At 38.6% G+C, this 22858-nt stretch carries 16 protein-coding genes; all 16 read left to right on the forward strand.

Going from position 1 to position 22858, the window contains the following annotated elements:
• The first annotated feature begins 3 nt into the window (after nt 1-3).
• Nucleotides 4-1419, forward strand: a complete 1416-nt coding sequence (locus BXO88_RS01215) for an undecaprenyl-phosphate glucose phosphotransferase (RefSeq protein ID WP_078035945.1) — start codon at nt 4-6, stop codon at nt 1417-1419.
• Between the two features lie 86 nt (nt 1420-1505).
• Complete coding sequence (locus BXO88_RS01220) at nt 1506-3563, forward strand: LCP family protein (RefSeq protein ID WP_078035946.1); 2058 nt, start codon at nt 1506-1508, stop codon at nt 3561-3563.
• Nucleotides 3564-3894: 331 nt separating this feature from the next.
• Nucleotides 3895-5574, forward strand: coding sequence for a hypothetical protein (locus BXO88_RS01225; protein WP_078035947.1), 1680 nt, complete (start codon nt 3895-3897; stop codon nt 5572-5574).
• A 157-nt stretch (nt 5575-5731) separates the two neighbouring features.
• On the forward strand, nt 5732-7594 hold the full coding sequence (locus tag BXO88_RS01230) for an O-antigen ligase family protein (protein ID WP_168171585.1): 1863 nt from the start codon (nt 5732-5734) through the stop codon (nt 7592-7594).
• A gap of 88 nt (nt 7595-7682) precedes the next feature.
• On the forward strand, nt 7683-8189 hold the full coding sequence (locus BXO88_RS01235; protein WP_078035949.1) for a hypothetical protein: 507 nt from the start codon (nt 7683-7685) through the stop codon (nt 8187-8189).
• A gap of 140 nt (nt 8190-8329) precedes the next feature.
• The gene (locus BXO88_RS01240; RefSeq protein WP_242945122.1) at nt 8330-10114 is read left to right on the forward strand and encodes a B12-binding domain-containing radical SAM protein; all 1785 of its coding nucleotides are present in this window, start codon (nt 8330-8332) and stop codon (nt 10112-10114) included.
• 223 nt (nt 10115-10337) lie between these two features.
• Nucleotides 10338-11264 carry a glycosyltransferase family 2 protein gene (locus BXO88_RS01245; RefSeq protein ID WP_078035950.1) on the forward strand — a complete coding sequence of 309 codons (927 nt, stop codon included), beginning with the start codon at nt 10338-10340 and terminating at the stop codon, nt 11262-11264.
• A gap of 68 nt (nt 11265-11332) precedes the next feature.
• Complete coding sequence (locus tag BXO88_RS01250; RefSeq protein ID WP_242945125.1) at nt 11333-12100, forward strand: glycosyltransferase family A protein; 768 nt, start codon at nt 11333-11335, stop codon at nt 12098-12100.
• Entirely contained in the window at nt 12091-13080 is a 990-nt protein-coding gene (locus BXO88_RS01255) for a hypothetical protein (RefSeq protein ID WP_078035952.1), read from the forward strand. Before BXO88_RS01250 ends, BXO88_RS01255 begins: the two co-directional genes overlap by 10 nt.
• 15 nt (nt 13081-13095) lie before the next feature.
• Nucleotides 13096-14541, forward strand: coding sequence for a flippase (locus BXO88_RS01260; RefSeq protein ID WP_078035953.1), 1446 nt, complete (start codon nt 13096-13098; stop codon nt 14539-14541).
• An 86-nt stretch (nt 14542-14627) separates the two neighbouring features.
• On the forward strand, nt 14628-15587 hold the full coding sequence (locus BXO88_RS01265) for a glycosyltransferase family 2 protein (RefSeq protein ID WP_078036004.1): 960 nt from the start codon (nt 14628-14630) through the stop codon (nt 15585-15587).
• Entirely contained in the window at nt 15566-16585 is a 1020-nt protein-coding gene (locus BXO88_RS01270; protein ID WP_078035954.1) for a glycosyltransferase family 2 protein, read from the forward strand. The genes BXO88_RS01265 and BXO88_RS01270 overlap by 22 nt, the downstream gene beginning before the upstream one ends.
• Nucleotides 16575-17822: a hypothetical protein gene (locus BXO88_RS01275; RefSeq protein WP_078035955.1), complete on the forward strand. Its 1248-nt coding sequence runs from the start codon at nt 16575-16577 to the stop codon at nt 17820-17822. The genes BXO88_RS01270 and BXO88_RS01275 overlap by 11 nt, the downstream gene beginning before the upstream one ends.
• Before the next feature lie 128 nt (nt 17823-17950).
• Nucleotides 17951-19174, forward strand: coding sequence for a hypothetical protein (locus BXO88_RS01280; protein WP_139355468.1), 1224 nt, complete (start codon nt 17951-17953; stop codon nt 19172-19174).
• A 105-nt stretch (nt 19175-19279) separates the two neighbouring features.
• Nucleotides 19280-20647, forward strand: a complete 1368-nt coding sequence (locus tag BXO88_RS01285; RefSeq protein ID WP_078035957.1) for an exopolysaccharide biosynthesis polyprenyl glycosylphosphotransferase — start codon at nt 19280-19282, stop codon at nt 20645-20647.
• Between the two features lie 576 nt (nt 20648-21223).
• Nucleotides 21224-22750, forward strand: coding sequence for a hypothetical protein (locus BXO88_RS01290; RefSeq protein ID WP_078035958.1), 1527 nt, complete (start codon nt 21224-21226; stop codon nt 22748-22750).
• The last annotated feature ends 108 nt before the right edge of the window (nt 22751-22858 follow it).

The following is a 22858-nucleotide window of genomic DNA, read 5'->3' on the forward strand; positions in this document are numbered from 1 at the left end:
ATTATGATTAAAGACAACCAACAATTTTTAAACCATTTCCATGTGGTTCTTGACGCGATGGTCATCATAGCAGCATACGCTCTTTCCTGGTATCTGCTCATAGCATCGCCCATCTTTCCAGAGGGTCATGGAGTACTCCCTCCGGATGTTTATTTCAGAGCACTTATCCCTGTGGTTCCGGGATACCTGCTCCTTTATTGGGTTTTCCATCTGTACGAACCCAAAAGGACCAGAACAAAAAGAAAAGAGTTCATAAATATAATTGAGGCTAATGCTGTTGGCCTCATGCTTTTTGCGTCCGTACTTTTCGCCTTCAGACGTTCAGGATACTTTGCCAACTTCTCGACGAGGATGATCGGAGCCTTCTGCTTCATCAACATCCTGATGACGACCGTTGAAAGATTTGGCATCAGATATATCCTTACGAGGATGCGTAGGAACGGCTTCAACCAGAAGCATATCATGCTGGTCGGATTTTCAGATGTGTCGGATCAGTTCATAGATGCCTGTAGAAGAAACCCTGACTGGGGTTATAACATTTACGGAATAGTTGATGATATTACAGAGACCGGAGCCTCCTACAAAGGAGTAAAGATCGTAGGAAAGATAAAGGATCTTGAAAACATTCTCGCAGGAAACACCATAGATGAGATTGCCATAACACTTCCCCTTGCAGCCTATGAGAAGCTGGGAGGAATAGTTGCGGTCTGCGAGAAGTCAGGCGTACACACCAAGTTCATACCTGATTATAACAATGTCATCCACTCGAAGCCGGTGACTGAGGATATGGACGGACTTCCTGTTATTAATATAAGAAACGTTCCCCTTACAGACCCTGTAAAGGCAGCAGCAAAACGTGGAATCGACATCATCGGGGCTGTTTTTGGAATCGTGATCTTCAGTCCTGTGATGCTTGTCGTTGCAGCGCTTATCAAGCTCTCATCCCCGGGACCCATCATCTTCAAACAGGAAAGAGTCGGGCTTCATAACAAGCCCTTCATGATGTATAAGTTCCGTTCCATGGTAGAGCAGAAGCCGGAGGACGAGAAAAAGGGATGGACTACTCCGGGAGATCCGAGAGTTACAAAGATCGGTAAATTTATAAGAAGAACTTCGATAGATGAGCTTCCACAGTTTTTTAACGTGCTTATGGGAAGGATGTCCCTCGTGGGACCAAGACCTGAAAGAACACAGTTCGTAGAGATGTTCAGAGAAGAGATACCTCGATATATGGTCAAGCATCAGGTCAGACCGGGCATCACAGGCTGGGCTCAGGTCAACGGACTTAGAGGAGATACATCGATTCATGAGCGCGTGCGCTATGACATCTGGTATATCGAGAACTGGAGTATGGAGCTGGATATAAAGATCATGTTTTTGACCATATTTAAAGGCTTTGTAAATAAAAATGCCTACTGATTCAGTCTGCGCACAGATAAAGTTTGCCGAATCAGTTTATATGTGATAAAATGCCGATGTTTTATGAAAAAGATGAGGACTTATAAATGGCATTAGACAATGGCAAGGATACCCGACGCCCGCATTCTCAGGAGGAAGCGGACAAGCGCCAGAGGGAACTTGAAGATAAGATAGTTAACGATAAGGAAATGGGAGACAAGCTCATGGATCGCGCCATGAGACCCCAGAGGATGATCCGGAACGAAGAGATAGTCGTTCCGGATGAAGCCTTTAGAAGAGGCGGATCAAAAGGAGATATCTCAGGCATAGGAGCCGCAAGAGGGAGCTCTTCAGGGGAACCTCGCGTTACCCGTGATGATAGATCGACAGTCTCGCCGAAACAGACCGGCTCAAACCGTAAAGTATCAGTTATCACACTGAATGATACTTCGGAAGTGGAACATGACATAGAGTTTGCCAGAAGGATGCGCGAAAAGAAAAAGAAAGCTGTTCGCACAAAGTTCCTTCTTATGGCGGTAGTGGAGATACTTACTCTCATCTGTATATTCGGCTTCGGTTCGGTATACAGATATATGAACATGACTCAGGCAGTTGAGTTCGATGTATCGAAGGTTCAGAACAACAACATTGACATAACTCAGAAGCAGAAGATGTCAGGTTACTGGACAGTAGCCGTATTCGGAGTTGACTCCCGTGACGGTGGAGTAGGACGAGGAGCAAACGCTGACGTTCAGATCATCTGTAACGTTGACATGGCTAGCGGTGATGTGACCCTTGTATCTGTATACAGAGATACATATCTTAAGACTGGCTCCAGCAACAGATATGCAAAGATCAACGAGGCTTATGCCATCGGAGGACCCGAGCAGGCAGTTGCGGCTCTTAACAGCAATCTGGATCTGAACATTGAAAATTATGTGACATTCAACTGGAAGGCAGTTGCGGATACCATCGACATGCTGGGCGGTGTAGATATCGATATCACGGATAAGGAATTCTACTATATGAATGCCTACATCCATGAGACATCTGTAAAGGCAGGCATTAACGAGAAGAATCCGGCTGCCAACTATATAAAGAAGGCAGGACCTCAGCATCTCACAGGTGTTCAGGCAGTAGCATATGCGAGACTCCGTTACATGGATAGCGACTTCGAAAGAACCAGACGTCAGAGAGAGGTTATCTCACAGTGTCTCGACAATGCGAAGAAGTCAGATCTTGCCACACTTACATCTATCATAGATACAGTTCTTCCTCAGGTGGCATTCAATATCGATGCAGGGGATATCGTAGAGCTCGCAAAGGGAATTTCCAGATATAATATCAAGGAGTCAGCAGGCTTCCCTAAGGATATCAAGGATCAGATGATGGGCAAGAAGGGTGACTGTGTTATCCCTGTTACTCTTGCTTCCAATGTAAAGTGGCTGCACAGCGTACTTTTCGGTGATGAGGATTATAAGGTATCAAGTGCGGTAGAGACTTACTCACAGAAGATCGCGGATGACTCCGGTTACTATGCTAATCATAGGGACGAGACATCAAGTACCAAGAAGGAAACAACATCTGAAGGATCCCACGATTCGGATGATTCGGACTCAGGCAGCAGCAAGAAGTCTCAGAAGGAAACCGATAAGGACGGATATGTGATAAAGGGAACTGACGAAGACGGCAATACCATCTATCAGACAGATGCAGACGGCAACAAGGTCAAGTCCTCTGATAAGTCAAAGACCAAGACTGAAAAATCCGAGACTGAAGAAGGTGAAGAGGCAGAGGAGGATGTAGACACAGAGGAGACTGAAGAAGAGACCGATGAGGATGGAAATGTCGTAGAGACATCCAGATCCACAAAGGAATCTGCTTCTACTGAACATGGTCCTGCTTCGGAAGAGACAAGCTCAGATAAGAACAAGAACGAAACAAAGTCTTCAGAAACCAAATCATCGACAGAGGAGACTACCAAGTCTTCCTCAAAGAAGGAAACAAATTCTGAAGATGTGATAGAACCAGGTCTCATCGACGATGATGACGATGCAGGTGCCGGTCCAAGTGGCGGCAACACATCGTCCCCTGATTCAGGAGGACCCGGATCCATAACAAATTTTGAGGAACTGGAGGTTGGTCCCGGTATAGGACCTTCTTGATAGATCTAAACATTAAAATTGAAGCGATCACTCAGGTAATTAAGCCGGGGTGGTCGCATTTTTTATATATAACGAAAGATTCTTAGGACTTTCTTAATTCCAGTTTAATATTTAGGTTAAGAAATGCGTAAGAAATAGAAAATATTTAGTTATGTACTTATATATGGCGGTATTGTATTATGTGAATGTAATCGAAACGGGATTGAAAAAATTTCGTGCATCCCTTGGGAATTATTTGAGAAAAGACTTGAATAATCATTAAGTCAGGGGTATAATCCCATCGTAATTGAGCTTATAAAAGCTCTAAAACAAAAAGGAGAGTGCATTTATTATGAAGAAGCAGACAAAGTTATTTACAACTCTTTCAGCTGCAGCACTTCTTACTATCGGCGTTTCAGCTGTATCTATGGCTGCTGGTTGGGACAACTCAACAGGCGAGTGGAGATACCTCAACAACGATGGTACAGAGGTAACTGACGCTTGGAAGTCAGCAAACGGAAATTGGTTCTACCTTAACAGCGACGGTGTTATGGCTACAAACCAGCTCATTGAGGACAACTCAAACTCTAACACACGTTACTACTATGTAGATCAGTACGGTGCTATGGTTAAGAACACATGGAAGGCTGTAGCTATGGACAGCCAGGATTCTGATCTTGATGCTGAGTACTGGTGGTACTATTTCGGATCAGACGGACGTGCTTATACAAACACATCCAGCAAGGTATCTTCAAGCCAGATCAAGACAATCGATGGCAAGAAGTACACATTCGATGAGCAGGGTCACATGCTCTATGGCTGGATCGATGCTGACAACGTTGCTCAGCAGGATGGCGATGAGTACGCTTGGAAGCATTCAGATTATTTCTTCAACGGTTGGAACGATGGTCACCTTCAGACAGGTTGGGCTCAGATCACTGTAACTGATAACGAGGTTAAGGACGGTGAGGATGAGACTCAGACTTACTGGTTCAGCTTCAAGAACGACGGTAAGAAGAGAAAGGGAAGAAAGAAGGTTAACGGTAGTTACTATCACTTCCACTATGAAGATGGACATATGCTCACTGATTGGGCTGAGGCTTCTAGCAGCGTAACAACAAGCACAACTGCAAATGAGCTTTCATTCCTTAACGGCGATGGTTCTGAGAGAAAGAACAAGTGGGTATGGGCTATTCCTGATGAGAACTATGACAAGACAGACTACGATGATGATGAGTACTCATGGTGGTACTTCAACAAGAGTGGTTCACTTGTTTCTGATCAGATCAAGAAGATCAACGGCAAGAAGTACGCTTTCGATGCTAAGGGCAAGATGCTTAAGGGCTTCGTAACAGCTGATTCTGATGCAAAGAATGTTAAGGATCTCGGAAATCCTGATGACTGGACAAGAGCTAATGTTCTTGCAGGCACATCTTCAAAGGGATCTGTTGATTCAGCACTTTACTTCTTCTCAAATGATAAGGAGAAGGATGGCTCAATGAAGAAGGGTTATCAGACTCTTGAGCTTGATGATATGACATGCCAGTTCTACTTCAATACTACAACAGGTAAGGGTGAGACTGGATACAACACAAAGATTAAGAAGTACACAGTAAATGGTCTTGTAATGGCACCTTCAAACGATGATGATTACAACTATGCTGGTGTAGATATGTCAACTCCTGCTATCAAGTTTGGCGCTAACACAGAGGGCTATGTACTTGTTAATAAGTCAGGAACTGAGGTTAAGAACAAGGCTAAGCTTAAGGATAGCAATGATGGATACTATATCGTAGATTCAAATGGTACAGTTCTTAAGTACTTCAGATCTGAGACAGAGTATGACAACTTTGTAGAGTTCACTGCTACAAAGACAGAGAACGGTAAGACAACAACTCTTACAAAGAAGTTCAGCATTACTAGTGATATGCTCAAGGCAAATCATGACTTTGCTAGCCTTAAGACAGCTATGGATACACAGGCTAAGGCAGATCTTGCTGGCTACACAATTACTTGGAAAGAGGCTAAGTAATAGCGAGTTAATTTAGTAATAGACTAGATTAATAATTAAAAGGTTCGAGATTTTCTCGAACCTTTTTTTTATAGAAAAAATGATGTATAGTCTATCTGCATATATTAAGAGTATATCTTGGAATAAAAGGGCTAAAATATATAGAGGGAAAATCAAAATGGGCAAATATAAAACAATATATGGCAAGATAAAAGGAGAAGATAAGATGAAAACCGAAGCACAAATTAAAAAATTGTTCGGCGGCATTACGGAGAGACTTATGGAAGTTTATGTATTGTTTTATATATGTTTATTTCCACTCTGCATGCATGATAAATATTACGATGTACTGCATTTTCATTTCAAAATATTTTGGAAACCGACAATTGCATATTTCGTTGGCTTTTTGATTATAGGACTGTTGTTTCTGTTTTGCGATGCGCTTTATAATCATGGAGCTATCAGACGAAGCTATTTCGATAAATTAAATAAGGATGAAATGTCTGATACTAAAGGTGCTAAGAAGGCAAATGAAGAGAAAAACAATTTTGAAGCGAAGAAAAAATGGAAAATATGTGAAGTTCTAAAAGTTGGTTCATTAGATATTTCTATAACAGTATTTCTTCTTATCTTGATAATATCAACCATATTTGCTGAATATCCATATGAAGCCTTTTGGGGAGACAGAGGCAGATATCAGGGTCTTCTCCTTTGGCTAATGTTTTATATTGCCTATTGGCTTGTGACCAGATTCTATAAGTTTAAGAAATGGCACATTTTTGCATATATGGGATTTGCTTCATTGGTATGCATGTGGGGGATATCGAACTTTTTCTTAAACACATATGGAATGTTTGAGGGTACAAATGATATTTTTAAATATACTTTTGTTTCTTCAATAGGAAATATCAATACATATACAGCATTTACCGGTATACTCTATGGCGTTTCTGTAGGGATGTTCATCAGCAGTGAAAAATTAGGAACGACAATATATGCATATATTGTGGTGCTTATAGCTAGCTTTGCTCATATTATGGGGCTTAGTGATAATGCGGTGCTTTCAATGGGGATAGTTCTTGTGGCTGCACCGTTACTTTTATGGAAGAGCTACAAAAATGTCACAAAGTATTTTCTTGTTGTTACAACATATATTGCTGCTATGAAGATTACATCATTGATTACTCTGTCCGGGATTGGAACCATGAATGATCTAGATCCTAGTTTTCAGATCACATTTGCGGGAAAAGAATTCTTTGCAAAGCTAATTGTAGTTTCTGTGGTGTTAACAATGTTTTTTTTCGGTCTAGCTATTAAAGAACACAAGGGTACTAAAAAAATCAACAAGAAAAATATAAATACTGAGGAGACTGTAAAGCTGAATACAGATAACAGTAAAAATAGTTCAAAGGCTGTAATAACAGGCGAAAATACCAAAAGCCAAGAGATGGTAGTAAAGGATGAGAAGAGTGTTATAAAAAAACTGAAATTTGCCTGGTGCGGCGTGATTGTACTGGTTGTTGCTGCGATTATAACTGTTCTCGTGCTTGCAAATACAGGCTGGCATGCGGAATTATGGGCGCCTTATAGTAATATGCTTATATTTAACGATTCCTGGGGCACAGGAAGAGGTCTCGTATGGAGACTGGGCATGGAATACTGGCATAATGATGCTACTTTGATTTCTAAGCTGTTTGGATACGGGCCTGATACATTTTATATCATAACCATGGATCGATTTATGAATATAATGCAGAATGCAGGATACGGAATGTTTGACAGTGCACATAATGAATATTTCGAATATTTCATAACTATAGGTATATTTGGTTTACTTGCATATGTTGTATTTATGATAACGGCATTAAAAGAATTGTTTAAGGATGGAGTATATTCAAAGATTATAGGGCTAGCGGTACTTGCATATGCATGTCAGGCTCTCGTGAATATCGCAGTGCCAATAATCACACCGGTTTTAATGATATTTATGTTTGCGGGAATAAAGGTAAGTAAAGATTCAAAAATCGTTAGAAAATCATAAGAGCATTAAATGTTGATTCGATAGGATTAAAATGTTATTATTTTCTTCATGTTTGTTTTCAGGAAATGAAAAGATAATAAGGAGAAATATGAAGAAGTTAATAGGTTCAGTAATTATATGTTCAGCAGTATTGTTTTCGGGTTGCGGAAAAAGATATGTTTCACCGCTGGAGACGCCTTCCATGACAAAGGCAGCGGAGGACCAAGCCTATGAATTTGACTTTGATCAGCTTAACAACGATGTTATAGAGAGCTTACAGGACGAAGAAATATATAGTTTTGTTAATGATCTTTCTATAAGTGGAGATAATGGTAATAAGGAAATAGTCCTTGAAATAGATATCAAGGATAATGTTTTACCGGATGCTATAGAGATGCTTCTTGCGGATTCTACCAAGGTGATAGTTGATAGTGCACATACACAGGATTTTAGAATCGATGAGTGTACAACAGATAGTTTCGGAAATCTGTTTGATATGTATTCGTATCATTGCGTAGTAAAGTGTGGTGATCAGATAGTCAGAGAAGAAAACATTAAGGCAGGAGAAAGTGTTCCATTTGATCCCGGTATGACATTTGAACAGGTTATCGGTTGAAAGTAATAAGTAAGAACTTTTTCAACAGTAATAATTGAGACAAAAAAGCTAGGAGCAAATCCTAGCTTTATTTTTTAGAATTATTTACAATAGATATAAAAGTTTTAAGAACAAATATTATAGAAAGAATAATTCAAAATATGAAAGTGGTTTTTATAAATCCTCCGTTTAAGTGGGAATATGGTAAATTTTCAAGAGAGTCCAGAAGTCCGGCAGTGGCAAAGAGTGGTGTACTTTACTATCCTTTGTGGCTCATTTATGCTGCGGCGTATACAGAGAAAAAGGGTTTTGATGTTAGCTTTTTAGATGCGCCGGCAAAGACCATGGACTTTGAGCAGAGCTTGGAAGCTGTTGAGAAAGTCCTTTCGACTGATGCAACAGAAAAAGACGAAAGCAATGTAAGTATACAAGAAAATGGTGAGGAAGCTAATAAAGAAGATAGTAAGAAAATTTGTACGGAGAATAGTAGGGAAATAAGTTATAAGCAGCAGGGAAACACCGTTGAGTGCCTTTTCGTCTTGGATACAAGTACACCTTCAATAGATGGTGATGGGGCTTTTGCTCAAAAGCTGAAAGATAAATATCCGAATTCTTTCGTATATATGGTAGGAACGCATCCAACTTCTACGGCTGATGAAACGCTAAGAAACTACCCGGGTGTTGATGGTATAGCCAGAAAAGAATATGATTTTACGATAGCAAAATTAGCAGAGATCATCCAAGAGTATTACAAAAATGCAAAAAGTGTAGATTTTGATATAAGTAGTGATAAAGACATTGTTAAAAAGGGTAATAGAGATGATATCCAGAGCGGAAATGACAATAGTGAAATAGTTAATACCGATAATGTGAATAACACTGATGAAAATGTAGCTGATGCTGTATATGAAAGTTCTAGAAGAAAATTAACGAAAGACTTAGCTGCACTTAGAGGAATAAGCTATAAGGATGTTCTGACAGGTGAGATAAAGCATAATGCTGATGCGGATTATATAACAGATCTCGATGAGATTCCGCTGGCTGCGGAGTTTATAAAAAAGCATTTGGATTATAAAAACTATTTCTTTGCTGCAGCTGAATATCCGGAGATACAGATTTTCACAGGAAGAGGATGTCCTTGTAGATGTAATTTCTGCGTTTATCCTCAAACCATGCATGGACATAAATATCGTTTGAGAAGTCCGCAGAATGTTGTATCGGAGTTTTTGTATATTGCTGAGAATTTCCCGGAAGTGAAGGAAATAGTTATCGAAGATGATACATTTACTATAGATAAAAAAAGAGTATCTGAGATATGTAATCTTCTGATTGACTCAGGTATGAGTAAACGTTTTAAGTGGCTCTGTAATGCAAGGGTAAATACTCTTGATCTTGAGACAATGAAGCTTATGAAGAAGGCCGGATGCAGACTGGTAATTCCAGGAATAGAAAGCGGAACGCAGGAAATACTAGATAACATAAAAAAAGGTACGACCATCGAACAGGTTAAAGAATATATAAAGAATACCAAGAAAGCCGGACTTTTGGTTCATGCCTGCTATATGGTAGGAAATCAGGGAGAAACAAAGGAGACTATGCAGAAAACTCTGGACCTGGCACTAGAGCTTAATACTGATACGGCTCAATTCTTCCCGCTTATTCCATATCCGGGAACAGAGGCATATGGATGGGCAAAGTCCAATGGTTATATCAAGGCCGGTTATAGTGAGTACTGCAGAGAAGATGGAACACATAATTCTGTTCTTGATCTTCCGAATCTTAGCGGGGAAGACATGGTTAAATTCTGTAATGATGCCAGAAAGAAGTATTATTTGAGGCCACGCTACATTCTGCATAGACTTTGGACTGGACTCAAAGATCCAAATGATCTGAAGAGGTCATTGAAAGCCTTTGGTAAATTCAAGAACTATTTGTTCAAAAAATAAGTATTTAATAGTCATAACGAAAGATTAAAATACACGATAATGAAATAGTTTGGTATAATTAGCAGATTGGGTGGAAACTCGGTCTGCTATTTTCGTAATACGGAATTTAAGATGGTTCTGTACTCATGCAACAAAATATTTATGGATTATAAGAATCGAGAATGACACATCGGTTAATAAATGGACCGATGTGAATGCAAATATTAATGAAGAGCAAAATAAAATGGAAAAAGTTGTTGTTTTGATGTCAACCTATAATGGAGAAAAGTATCTGAGGAACCAGATAGACAGTCTGATAGATCAGGAAGGCGTCGAAGTTGAGATATTGGTTAGAGATGATGGTTCTTCAGACGACACCATAAAAATCCTTGAGGAATATAAGAAAAATAGATATGTAAAGCTGGAGTACTATCTGGGTAAAAACATGGGACCGGCAAGAAGCTTTCTGGATCTCATGAAGCATGCGCAGGAAGCAGATTACTATGCATTATGCGATCAGGATGATACATGGTTGCCTGATAAGCTGAAAATTGCAGTAGATTCTATAAAAAGGATTTACAGCAAAGCTTTTTTGCATGAAATACCGGTATTATATTATGGTATGCCGAGATTTGCAGACAATGATGGAAATCTGTTGAAAGGACCTAAGGGGATATATGAAAAGTCGTTGGATTTCCCATCTTGTCTGATAAAAAGTAATTCTACAGGATGCACTATGGTATTCAACAGAAAACTGTTGGAAATTATAAACAGCAAAACTCCGGGATCTATAACCATGCATGATGAGTGGCTGCATAAGGTGTGTCTGGCTTTAGGTGGACAGATTGTATATGATGAAGATGTACATATCTTATATAGGCAACATGGTGGAAACACCATAGGTGGACAGCTTTCCATCATGAAAGTGATAAAGAGATATCTTAAAACAATGTTCAGACCAGACTGCATAAGAAGCAAATGTATAAGCTCTCTGGTAGAATGTTACGGACCTGAAATGGCGAAGAGAAATCTTGATTTGGCAAAGAAAGTCCAGCTTTATAAAACAGGATTTATCAATAAGTGGGACTTGATGCTTAATAAGGAAATAAGAACAGTGTATTTTAAAAGGAATCTTCTATTTAAACTTGCGGTTTTGTTTGGGATTTTTTAACTTGAACTAAACAAATAATGGATAAAAAAATGTTAAATGAGATAAGATCGAAAAAAGTATCGGTAATCATGCCGGCTTATAATGCGGCTGGTACCATACGAGCTTCAATAGACAGTCTGATAAATCAGAGCTTTAATGATTGGGAGCTTTTGGTGATAGATGACTGTTCATCAGATGATACCGTGAAGGAAGTTGAAAAATTAATAGAAGAAACTAGCGGTTATGATATCAGGCTTATAAAGAACGAAGAGAACAGAGGAGTTGCCTATAGCAGAAATCATGGAATCGAACTCTCGAATGGGGAGTGGATAGCGTTTTTGGATAGTGATGACATGTGGGAAAGAGACAAGCTTGAAAAGCAGATAAAACATGCAAAGGAGTTGGCGCTTAATGAGGGGCTCATTTTTACAGGCTCTTCATTTATCTCTAAAGACAACAGAAGATTGGATTATATTCTTCATGTCCCTGAGATGATAGACAGAAAGTCGCTTCTTAAGCAGAACCTGATATCCTGTTCATCAGTGCTTGTTAGCAGAAAACTGATCATGAAATATAAGTTTCCGGAAGGCATAAAGACTATACATGAAGATTTTGCAGTGTGGCTTGATGTGCTCAGAGAGATAAAAATCGCTTATGGTATAGATGAACCTCTTTTGATTTACAGAATTGCATCGGATTCTAAATCGGGTAAAAAATCAAAGGCTGCTGTGATGAACTGGAACACATATAAATATGTGGGATTAAGTGCTATAGAAAGAGTTTATTATATGCTTCACTACATTATAAATGGGATAATGAAGTGGGGGCAAATAGGAAGGGCTGAAAAGTGGGAATAAAAAGATTTCTCGGTACGAATAAGATAACGAAAGAATTATACAGGAAAATAAAGAAAAGCTATTATCGAAGGAAAAATTTCACCACCAAATATAGCTTTATAAACCGTTCCACAGGAAGTGATAAGTTATGTATAGTTCTGGCGGGATATAAGAATTATCTTATACCTTCAGTTATGGGAAGGATAAAGAGATTTGCACCTAAAGATGTAGATATTTGCATCATTACTTCCGGAAAATGGTCGGAAGAGATAAATGAGTTGTGTGAAAGAAATCAGTGGTCCTATCTCAGTACAAAGAGAAATAATGTAGCTCTGGCTCAAAACATGGCCATAGACCTTCATAAGAAAGCGGATTATATTTATAAGCTTGATGAGGACATCTTCATTACCGAGGGTTACTTCGAAAGAATGCTGGAAGCTTATAAGGCTTGCGAGGAATCAACGGATTATAATGTAGGAGTATTGGCACCTATCCTCCCTATAAATGGATATGGACATGTTCAGGTGTTAAGAGAATACGGCTGTGAAGAGGTCTACAAATCTCTTTTCGGGAGTTTGAAAATTGCGGCAGGACCTGACAGAAAGATAGAATCGAGTCCTGAACTTGCGAGATTTATGTGGGGAGAAGCGCTCGCTTTGGAGGGAAAAGAATATAGACTTCCAAGTATCGATGAGATGAACATCAGGTTCATGAATAAGGAACAGGAGATTGTGGCATGTCCCATCAGGTTTAGTATAGGTGCCATACTTTTCGAGAGGAAACTATGGGATGCCATGGGCTTTTTTAGGGTCGAAAAAGGACCGGGAATGGGGGCGGACGAGGCTCAGATATGTGAGTACTGTATGCTTGAGTCAAAACCTGTAATGGTGAGTCATAACATCCTCGTGGGGCACCTTGCTTTTGGAACACAGAATAAAGCAATGAAAGAGTACTACGAAAGTCATACTTCGTTATTCCTGCCACCAACATACAAAAGTTGAAAAGAGCTTGGTAACATGGAGAAAAAGAGTATCAAAAAAAATTACATATATAATACGGCATATCAGGTACTGTTGCTTATAACTCCTCTTATCACGACTCCATACTTAGCTCGTATTCTTGGGGCGGATGGAGTCGGAACTGTAAGTTTTGCTGAATCCGTGGTTTCATATTTCACTTTGTTTGCAACTCTTGGAATAAGTACATATGGACAAAGAGAAATCTCATACCATCAGGATGACAGGGAAAGACTTTCGGCGGTATTCTGGGAAACAAAGATATTACAGATTCTTATAAGTGTCAGCGTTTTGGCTGCATATCTGATTTTTGCATTTACTCAAAATGATTGCGGACTTTATCTTATTCTTTCATTCAATATAATTGCAATAACGGCAGATGTTGTATGGCTGATTCAGGGAATGGAGGAATTCGGTAAGATAGTTTTTAGGAATGTTCTGTTTAAGGCGCTGGGGATAGTATATATTTTTGTTGCAGTCAGAACAAAAGCAGACATCCTGAAATATGTTTTCGGAAGTTCTTTTTTTCTTCTTCTCAGTAATATTTCATTGTGGCTTTATGTTCCTCGATATGTTGATAGCCCAAAATGGAAGGAAATAAAACCATTCAGAAATATCAAGAGTGTATTTTCTTTATTTATTCCTACAATCGCAGTTCAGATATATACTGTTTTGGATAAAACCATGATCGGACTTATCACGGGAAGTGAATTTGAGAACGGTTATTACGAGCAGGCAATCAGAATCTCAAAGATGGTCATGACTGTTGTTACTTCATTGGGGACAGTCATGATTCCTCGTATAGGTTATTATTTCGGCAGAGGAGAAAATGAAAAGGTTCTTTTTTATCTGTACAGAGGGTATAGATTTGTCTGGTTTTTAGGGATTCCGCTTTGCTTTGGCCTTATAGGGACAGCACCGAATTTTGTTCCATGGTTCTTTGGAGATGGATATGTTAAAGTCGTTCCACTGTTGGGGATACTCAGTTTTCTTATTTTAGCAATAGGAATCAATAATGTAACAGGAATGCAGTATTTTATACCAACGAAGAGGCAGAATTTACTGACTATTACAGTTATTATAGGTGCAGTTGTGAATTTTTGCTCAAATGTTGTACTCATTCGAATTTTTCAGTCAATTGGAGCTGCAATTGCTTCGGTGGTTGCAGAAACAGTTATAGCACTTTTACAGATAGCACTTGTAAGAAATGAAATATCTTTTTATAAGATCATGGTTTCAGGCTGCAATTACTTTATGGCTGGCGGAATCATGCTTGTGGCTCTGAAACTGACAGGTACATGGCTTACGTCTTCAGTCATAAACACTTTTATTATGGTTATGCTTGGCGCGATGGTATACTTTGCAGTTTTGCTGCTGATCAGAGATAGTTTCTTTGTGGAGAATCTGAAGAGTGCTCTTAACAGAGTAAGAAGAGATAATAAATAAAATAATATAACAAGTGGTGAATAGCCAAAACATATTACTATATATTTGATGGGTTAAGAAAAAAGTTAAAGGCATTGGGGAAAAAGATGATTGCAATACTGCTTGCTTCATATAACGGTGAAAAATATATAGAAGAACAAATACTAAGTATCATAAATCAGATGGATCAGGTGGATGAAGCATGTAAAATATTTATTCACGATGATGGTTCGTCTGATGGTACAACCGAAATCATAAGCAAATTAGAGAAATGCTATCCTGACAGGATAAATGTACTTGAAGCTCCTCCTTGCGGTGGAAGTACAAAGAACTTCATGTTTATGCTGGAAAAGGTAGAGGCAGACTACTATATGTTCGCGGACCAGGATGACGTCTGGTTGGATACAAAAATAAAAAAACAATTCGAAGAGATAAAAAGAATGGAAATAGAAAAAAGCGTGGAATATCCGCTGATGGTCTTTTCGGATATGAAGGTGGTTGCTGAATCATTGGAAACAATAAATGAGTCTTTTTACACCTATTCAAACCTGAATCCTTATAGATCTAAACTGAACGAACTCATACTGGAAAATGTTGTTTCCGGATGTTGCATGTTGTTTAACAGAAGTCTAAGAAATCTCGCTATCATGTATACTGATATAAACAAAATAAAATGGCATGACTGGTGGATCACAGAAGTGGCTTCAGCGGTGGACGAGTCAAATGGGAATATCGTTTATATCGATGAACCGCTTATGCTGTACAGGCAGCATGGTTATAACTCAGTAGGAGCGATTGACGATCTGAATTCTGTCCGAATTAAGAAAAAACTTAAGATGGTCATAGGTGGAGAACAGTCAAAAGAAACCAGAATATACATCCGGGAAGCGATAGATCAAGTGAAACAGCTGGATAATCTAGGAAATGTTATTACTTCAAACGCCTGTGATATAATAAGATATCTGAAAAAATTTGATGCTCAAAGTAAAATACAAAAGATCATCAGTTTTAGAAAATACAAAATCTCGAGGGACAAAAGAAATATATGGATGATGTTGCATCTTTAAGCGATAAGGTACTGACTATATCTGTTGCGGCATACAATGTTGAAAAAACAATAGAAGAGACTCTGGATTCATTGGTTGTGGGAGTTCCGGATGAAATCCTGCACAAAATAGAGATCATAGTTGTAAATGACGGATCACAGGATGGGACATCTGATGCTGTAAAAAAATACGCCGAGAGATACCCGGAGTCGGTAAGGATTTACGACAAAGAAAATGCCGGCTGGGGTTCTACAGTCAATACTTCCATAAAGCTCGCAAGAGGAAAATACCTGAAGCTTCTGGATGGTGATGATTGGTTTTTGACAGAAAACATACCAGAATTTGTACATTTTTTGGAGGGTGCCGAGGCTGATCTCGTGATGTCTCCTTATATTAAGCGATATCCGGATGAAGAGCTACAGGAAAATAATCATAGGCTAATAGGTAAGGAATTCTCTAGAATAGAAAGACTTGATCCTGAAGAGGATATCTTCATGCATGAGCTTGCGGTGCGAACTGACAGGCTTCGTTCGGGAGGGGTTAAAATAGCCGAAAAATGTTTTTATACGGACAATGAATTTGCTTTTGAAGCTATAAGGTGTTCCGATACTGTCCAGAGATATGAGAAGCCTGTATATGTATATCGATTGGGGAATGCAGAGCAGAGCGTAGGACTGAATGGAATAAAAAAGCATTATCATGATACGGTGGTGGTTGCAGAAAGAATATATGACAGCTTTCAAAAGTATGAAATGGAAAGCAGATGTTCAGATGTAAAGGTTGATCTTCTGAAGAGGAAAATACTGCTTATTACAGATGCACTTTATGTTTCTTATCTTTTGATGGATTCCTGGGAAACAAAGAAAGAATTGATGGAATTTGACTGTAAGATCAAGGGCAGATATGGAAGAGTGTACGAGCTTACAAATGCGACGAAAAAGATAAAGCTGCTCAGATTATCAGGATTTATGTTGTATGGATTTATGGCGAGGAAGGTTAAACAGAGGTATGGCGGGTAAAATTTTTGATTGGTATCTAAATTTTGACAGAAAGAGAATATATACTCCGCTATATTACTTAGCTATGATTATATATTTCCCTTTGATGCTTATTTCTATATCTTATTTTCAACCACAGCTGGGTGAACAGGGGATAAAGGTGGTTCATTATACACGAATACTTGCATACCTTATATTTCTTTTGATTGTAGGGGATGGAGTTGCAAAAAGTTCTTTGAAAGAAATGTGTAAAAAGAAGTTTCCGCCGATGTCGCAGATAATACTGGTAGGAATGCTTGCGGTTTCAATTATAAGTGCCTACTTTTCCAGAAAAAGTGAAGCTTTCGTTATCATGCTGATAATAGCAGCTACCGTAGAGGTAAAGCCGGATACAAAGAAGCTGTTTATGCTTATTGCAGGTATTCAGTTCTGTTCGATCATTTTTTTCTGGTATCTTTCTATGGAGGGTATTTTACCAAACGAAATTAGGGATTTAGACAGGGGCATTTTAGGAAGGCATTCTTTTGGATTTGCTTATGTGACTTTTCCACCTATGCTTATGCTGTTTATAACTATGGAATATATATATGCCAGAGGCGTTGAAACGGTTACTTTGACAGAGATGGGGATTCTGGGAGTGATAAATTACATATTATTCCGTTATTGTGTTTCCAGAAACAGTGTAATTATAGCTGGTGTCTATCTGATGAGTGTATTCCTTTATAAATATCTAAGTGTCATCATAGATAAGCTGATGGCTCTCGGTATGAAAATATATGGGATGCTGATAGCAGTCTTACTGGCAGTATCATTTTTGGGACCCGGGCTCTATGTGAAATACTGGAAAGGAGATGTTTCTGAGGAACTTGGGACCTTAACGGCCAGATTGTGGCTCTCATATAGTGCAATGCAGAGATATAATGTGTTTACACTGTTTGGGCAGAAAATCGAATGGGAAGCGCCACTTCTAGGAGAGAATAAAGGAGACTATATCTTTGTTGATAATGCGTACCTTCATTTGCTTCTGGATTTTGGGGTGGTTTTTTTTGTAGTAGTAATTCTTATATATTTATTTATCATAGATACTTTTAAGGTTAAGAACGAATATATCAATTGCATAATGATGATACTGATTTTAGTTCTTGCTGTAGTTGATCCTCGTCTTTGGGTACTAGTATTTAATCCGTTTCCTTTGCTACTCTCCATCGGATATGAAGATATGATAATTAAGATGACATTACGCCGGAAGAAAAAGTAGTGAAAGTCAAACGAGTTATATTAAAGAGAGTAATCTATAAAAATCCATAGATGTTGAAATGTGGATATGAAATAATATGAGGAAAAGGGTGGGGGATAACCCTGAAAATAGAAACGATGGATGATAGGATGGATAAAACTTCATTTATAAATATGAAAGACAGTATACGGAGTAATATGGTCGGGATTACAGAGTATATGTATTATATGGCTCTTATAATATATGTTGTGCTCAGTATGATATCATCATCGATGGTTATGAATTTTTTTAGACCGAAAGTTTTTGTACTGATTATGTCAGGTATGCTTGGGATACTTGCTCTCTGTGAAGCACTGACTTTTCTGTTTATCAAAAGATATGGAATACGAGAAATCATAGGACTCGGAGTATGCCTTTTCTTTTGGTACATAGCGGAGAAAAATGATTCATCGGTTATGCTCTGTTCTTATTTCATCATATTTTGTGGAAGGAATATCGATTTACAAAAGAGATATAAGATAATCGTTCCGTTGATGATCCTGGTGATCTTTGGCGTGATGTGGGCTGCAAATGAAGGCTACATCTTACAGTATACCATGGCGGAAGAAGGGGTATACAGGCATACCTTTGGGTTTGGGTACCCGCTTGTATTGCCGTGCTATATCTTGAACATCGCTTCAATGATTGCCGTAACGAGAAAGGAGAAAGCATCCTGGACAGAGATAGCTGTAGTCTTTTTGGTCGCAGCTACATTTTACAGATGGTGTAAAGCGGATCTATCTTTCGGTGTCACAGTGATGGTGGCAATGCTTATACTTATAGTAAAAGCATTGCCAAAGATCATTACATCAGATTTCGTTTTGTGGAGAATCGTGGATAAGATTCTGATTATAATATTTCCACTATTCTTTTTGCTCAGTTTATGGATCTCACTGATATATGATCCTTCTGTTAAATGGATGAGTACTTTGGATGAAATTTGCAGAGGAAGACTGTCGCTACCGCATAATGCGATAAATACATACGGAGCAAGACTTCTAGGACAGAGAATCGGATTTGTCGGTATGGGATTAGGTTTAGATGGAGAATCTGTAACAAATGGGGCATATAATTATGTTGATAATGTATATATGTCATTACTCTTGCGCTATGGAGTGCTTTTTTCTATCATAGCTTTGGGGCTGCTTACGGTGACCATGTACTTCTGCTATCAGAAAAAGATGAGAATATGGCTTTGGGTGTTATCGCTGTGGGCGCTTCATGGACTGTTTGAAGACAAAATGCATTTTCCGTATTATAATTCGCTTCTTTTGATAGTAGGACAGGCGATACAGAATGTGGATTTACGTTTAGATAAATTCAGGAAGCACTGATTTCGTGCCGAAGTGAATTTTATCCATGATACAATTTGCAGAATGCCGGAAATTGTAAATAAGGCAGAATTTAATGAACGAGTAAGGGAATGATGATAATCCTCTATGACGAAAAAAGATAGAATAAAGAGAATAATAAAAAATATTTATACAGTGGTGAGTCTAGTCATAGCATTTATGACATCAGCTGCGATCTGGTACTGGAATGTTTCACCCGGATGGAGTGAGGGCTTTTTTGGCTTGAGAACCCTCGTTATGGTCGGAATACTGTTTTGCATTGTATATTTCTTTTTTTCTAAGATGTATAATGCTCATAAGATAGGTCTCTATAGATTGCAGGAGCTGGGATTTTCACAGATGCTGGCTTATAGCATCGGAGATTTCGCTCTGTTTGTGGCAACATTTTTCTGGTTTCATAATTTCAGCCGCATCAGTTTAAGGTTCTTTTTGTTGGGCTTTTTTCTGCAGTTAATCCCGATACTGTTCGTTACGTTTGTTTTCAACAGGCTGTATGCCAGATACGATGAACCGAGAAAAATTCTTATAGTATATGGATCTCAGGACTATAAGAGGCTCCTTGAAAAGATGAAAGCAAAACACAGACGGTATGAGATTCTGGATACATTTCATGAATCAACGGATATCCATAGGATTTTTGATGTGCTTTCAAAGTGTAAGGATGTTTATCTCTGTGATGTATCAAAAGAAATAAAAGAGAGTATCATGCTTTTCTGTGATGCTAATCATAAAGATGTTCATTTCTCTGTAGATATTTCGGAACTCCTTACTTTCAGCAGCGAAGTGTCACATACCTTTGACACACCGTTTTTTAGAAACAAGAAGACACCGGAAGCATGGTATTATGTAGGTGTAAAGAGAACTGCGGATGTAGTTATAGCGCTTTCAGCTATTATTATACTGTCTCCGATATTAATAGTGACTGGAATTCTTATAAAAATGTATGACGGGGGTCCTGTGTTATACAGTCAGAAAAGACTGACTAAGGACGGGAGAGTCTTTTCTATATATAAATTCAGAAGTATGAGAGTCGATTCTGAGAAAAATGGCGCGAGACTTGCGAGCGTTAATGACGACAGAATAACTCCTGTTGGCAGAATCATAAGAAAATTAAGAATCGATGAGCTTCCACAACTTTTTAATATTTTAAAAGACGATATGTCTGTGGTTGGACCTAGACCGGAAAGACCAGAGATAGCAGAGCAGTATGAAATGGAGATACCTGAGTTTGGACTGAGACTTAAGGTTAAGGCTGGGCTTACCGGCTATGCTCAGGTCTATGGAAAATACAATACAACACCACTTGATAAGCTTAAACTGGATCTAATATATATTTCACAACGTTCGGTGCTTTTTGATCTTAGGATACTATTCTATACTGTGAAGATCATATTCATTCCGGAAAGTACTGAAGGAATTGGTGAAGGTCAGACTACGGCGTTGAGAAAAGGTTAATAGTAAGTTTGTGAATACATTCACAGTATCGTGATAAACAGTTATTTTTTAAAGGTTGGTAAAACATATGAGATTATTAAGGAATGTTGGAAGTTTTTAGGACGTAAATACAATAGATATTAACGGAATAACTGTAATAGCAGTAGCAGATAAGAGAACTTGCTTTAGATAATGGTAGGAATTTTGTATACTAGGAACAAGGATTAGAAAAGGGTATCATAATACTTGACAAGCCCGAGAATTCACACCCAAAATGGCAGAAGATGTGGCTGAAATAATAGTTATTATGCAGGTTGAGTATAATATGGATGTTTTGTTGAGCACACAGTACAGATTTTTTGCTTTTATTCGGTATTATCCACAAAAATATGACGTTATCGATAAAAATAAAGCATATTTAATAACAAGTTGCTTATAGTGTAATTTAAGGATTAAAGAATATTAGAGCTTGTTATAATTGATTTCATAAAGATTAATATGACTGATTTTTAGAATGGAAAGAAATTTGTTGCAAGAATAATACAGGTCAATGGTTGAATTCTATTTGAATGAATAACTGAAGGAGAAAGGTTAAACTTGGTTAAAGGAAATTTTAGAAATGAAAATAAGATAATAAAGAAAATTGATCTTGCTGTGTTTTTACTGCTTATAACAGTTACGGCGATGTCCTTTAGATATAAGGAAGTGTCGGAGATGATAGATAGGTTCTTCCTATCAGAGAAAAGGAATCCAGGGTACTATGAAATCTTGAATAACTACGGGAAGAGTTATATAAGTGATGAACTTTATGAGAAGGGTACTAAGAATCTAATGGTCAATGCCCTTTGGTCCGGAATGAGGGATGCGGGATATAGCATCGATGTACATCCTGATGGCGGCTTTGCGGTTTCGGGAAGTTATAAGGGAGATGGTGACAGATATGAGTATCCGATGAGCACGGACAGAGGACTCATCCTGCCTGTCGGTGACTATATTTTATCCGATGGAGGAGCTTCATCAGAGGATGGAATCTCTCTAAGAGTTGTGGGAGTTCAGTATATGAGGGGCGGAGAAACTAATTACGTGTCGGTTGCGTGTCTCCCTGAACGGGCTTCGTTTCACTGGTACGGTGATGTCAACACGGAGCTTCTGATTGATATGGTGGTACGACCGGGATTTAAGACGGAAGGACTCGAAGTAAGACCCATGCTTCTGAAAACAGATGATACTTCTTCAGGGAGTACGAAAAACGAAATAATCTATGATGGTGGGATGAAATCCAAATCTCAAAAGAAAATAGAGTTTCAACCCTGCCTAACGCCTAACTATGAATGGGAGAATGAAGGTTATATAGTTCATTCACGTTATTATCTATACAGCATATCTAAGGGAGCTATTGATGGAGAGGTGGTTACGGATGCTGACTGGAGCGTGCTCACAAATTCTATCCGCTATCAGATGCAGGCTGATCACGCGATAATCGATCTTCTGGACGGAACAGGGATAGAGATCGAGAAAAAGGAGTTTCCTAATGCAGTGTACGGAAAGCTTGATTCATCAAAAAGAGTCAGAGAAGGAATCGAGATAAAAATCACAGACTTACGTGAAGTAATGGATATGATACAGGAACAGCATCAAGTTAAACTTGACCAAATCCGGGATTTTTACGATTATCTGAAAGCTTTAGATGGCAAAGATTATACAGTGTTCATTGTCGTAAAAGATGAAGGAGTGAACGCTCTGAATCATGGCTCTATGAAATTGTTGAAAAAGCTCGGAGTAAAGACACGACTTATAGAGAGTGATAAAGAAAATAATTTGAGAAAGCAAAATTTGTATCACAGTTACTATGCGATTCTCAAGTGTGGAAAAGTACTAGAAGAAAAAATAGGTGCAGAAAAGCTGACAGCGTTCGGAAAGCTTCAGAACGGAGTTGGGTACACCATAGAAAGTGAGGGGGCCGTTACCGGAGAGGAGAAGGCATCCATAAAGATAGACGGTGTTGAATATGCCATGAATCTTCGAGGGATGAATTTTGTAGTATATGATGAGGAAAAGCATGAAGTTGTTGATTCTGTTTGCTTCGATACAAATGCAGGACTTTGGTGCCATAGGCAACCGTAAAGCTATCCAAATTCTTAAGATTTTGGACAGAGTTTGTCAAATATCAGAATTATGTTAAAATGACTCTAGAAAGATTATATAAATCAAATCGGGAGAGGAGACGCGGAG

This window comes from Oribacterium sp. C9 (assembly GCF_002007235.1).
In the GTDB taxonomy this organism is placed as follows: Bacteria; Bacillota; Clostridia; order Lachnospirales; family Lachnospiraceae; genus Oribacterium.

What these genes read in the sequence shown, in the direction of transcription:
- BXO88_RS01215 (WP_078035945.1), top strand. Translation starts at nt 4, where the DNA reads ATGATTAAAGACAACCAACAATTTTTAAACCATTTCCATGTGGTTCTT.
- BXO88_RS01220 (WP_078035946.1), top strand. Translation starts at nt 1,506, where the DNA reads ATGGCATTAGACAATGGCAAGGATACCCGACGCCCGCATTCTCAGGAG.
- BXO88_RS01225 (WP_078035947.1), top strand. Translation starts at nt 3,895, where the DNA reads ATGAAGAAGCAGACAAAGTTATTTACAACTCTTTCAGCTGCAGCACTT.
- BXO88_RS01230 (WP_168171585.1), top strand. Translation starts at nt 5,732, where the DNA reads ATGGGCAAATATAAAACAATATATGGCAAGATAAAAGGAGAAGATAAG.
- BXO88_RS01235 (WP_078035949.1), top strand. Translation starts at nt 7,683, where the DNA reads ATGAAGAAGTTAATAGGTTCAGTAATTATATGTTCAGCAGTATTGTTT.
- BXO88_RS01240 (WP_242945122.1), top strand. Translation starts at nt 8,330, where the DNA reads ATGAAAGTGGTTTTTATAAATCCTCCGTTTAAGTGGGAATATGGTAAA.
- BXO88_RS01245 (WP_078035950.1), top strand. Translation starts at nt 10,338, where the DNA reads ATGGAAAAAGTTGTTGTTTTGATGTCAACCTATAATGGAGAAAAGTAT.
- BXO88_RS01250 (WP_242945125.1), top strand. Translation starts at nt 11,333, where the DNA reads ATGCCGGCTTATAATGCGGCTGGTACCATACGAGCTTCAATAGACAGT.
- BXO88_RS01260 (WP_078035953.1), top strand. Translation starts at nt 13,096, where the DNA reads ATGGAGAAAAAGAGTATCAAAAAAAATTACATATATAATACGGCATAT.
- BXO88_RS01265 (WP_078036004.1), top strand. Translation starts at nt 14,628, where the DNA reads ATGATTGCAATACTGCTTGCTTCATATAACGGTGAAAAATATATAGAA.
- BXO88_RS01270 (WP_078035954.1), top strand. Translation starts at nt 15,566, where the DNA reads ATGGATGATGTTGCATCTTTAAGCGATAAGGTACTGACTATATCTGTT.
- BXO88_RS01275 (WP_078035955.1), top strand. Translation starts at nt 16,575, where the DNA reads ATGGCGGGTAAAATTTTTGATTGGTATCTAAATTTTGACAGAAAGAGA.
- BXO88_RS01280 (WP_139355468.1), top strand. Translation starts at nt 17,951, where the DNA reads ATGGATAAAACTTCATTTATAAATATGAAAGACAGTATACGGAGTAAT.
- BXO88_RS01285 (WP_078035957.1), top strand. Translation starts at nt 19,280, where the DNA reads ATGACGAAAAAAGATAGAATAAAGAGAATAATAAAAAATATTTATACA.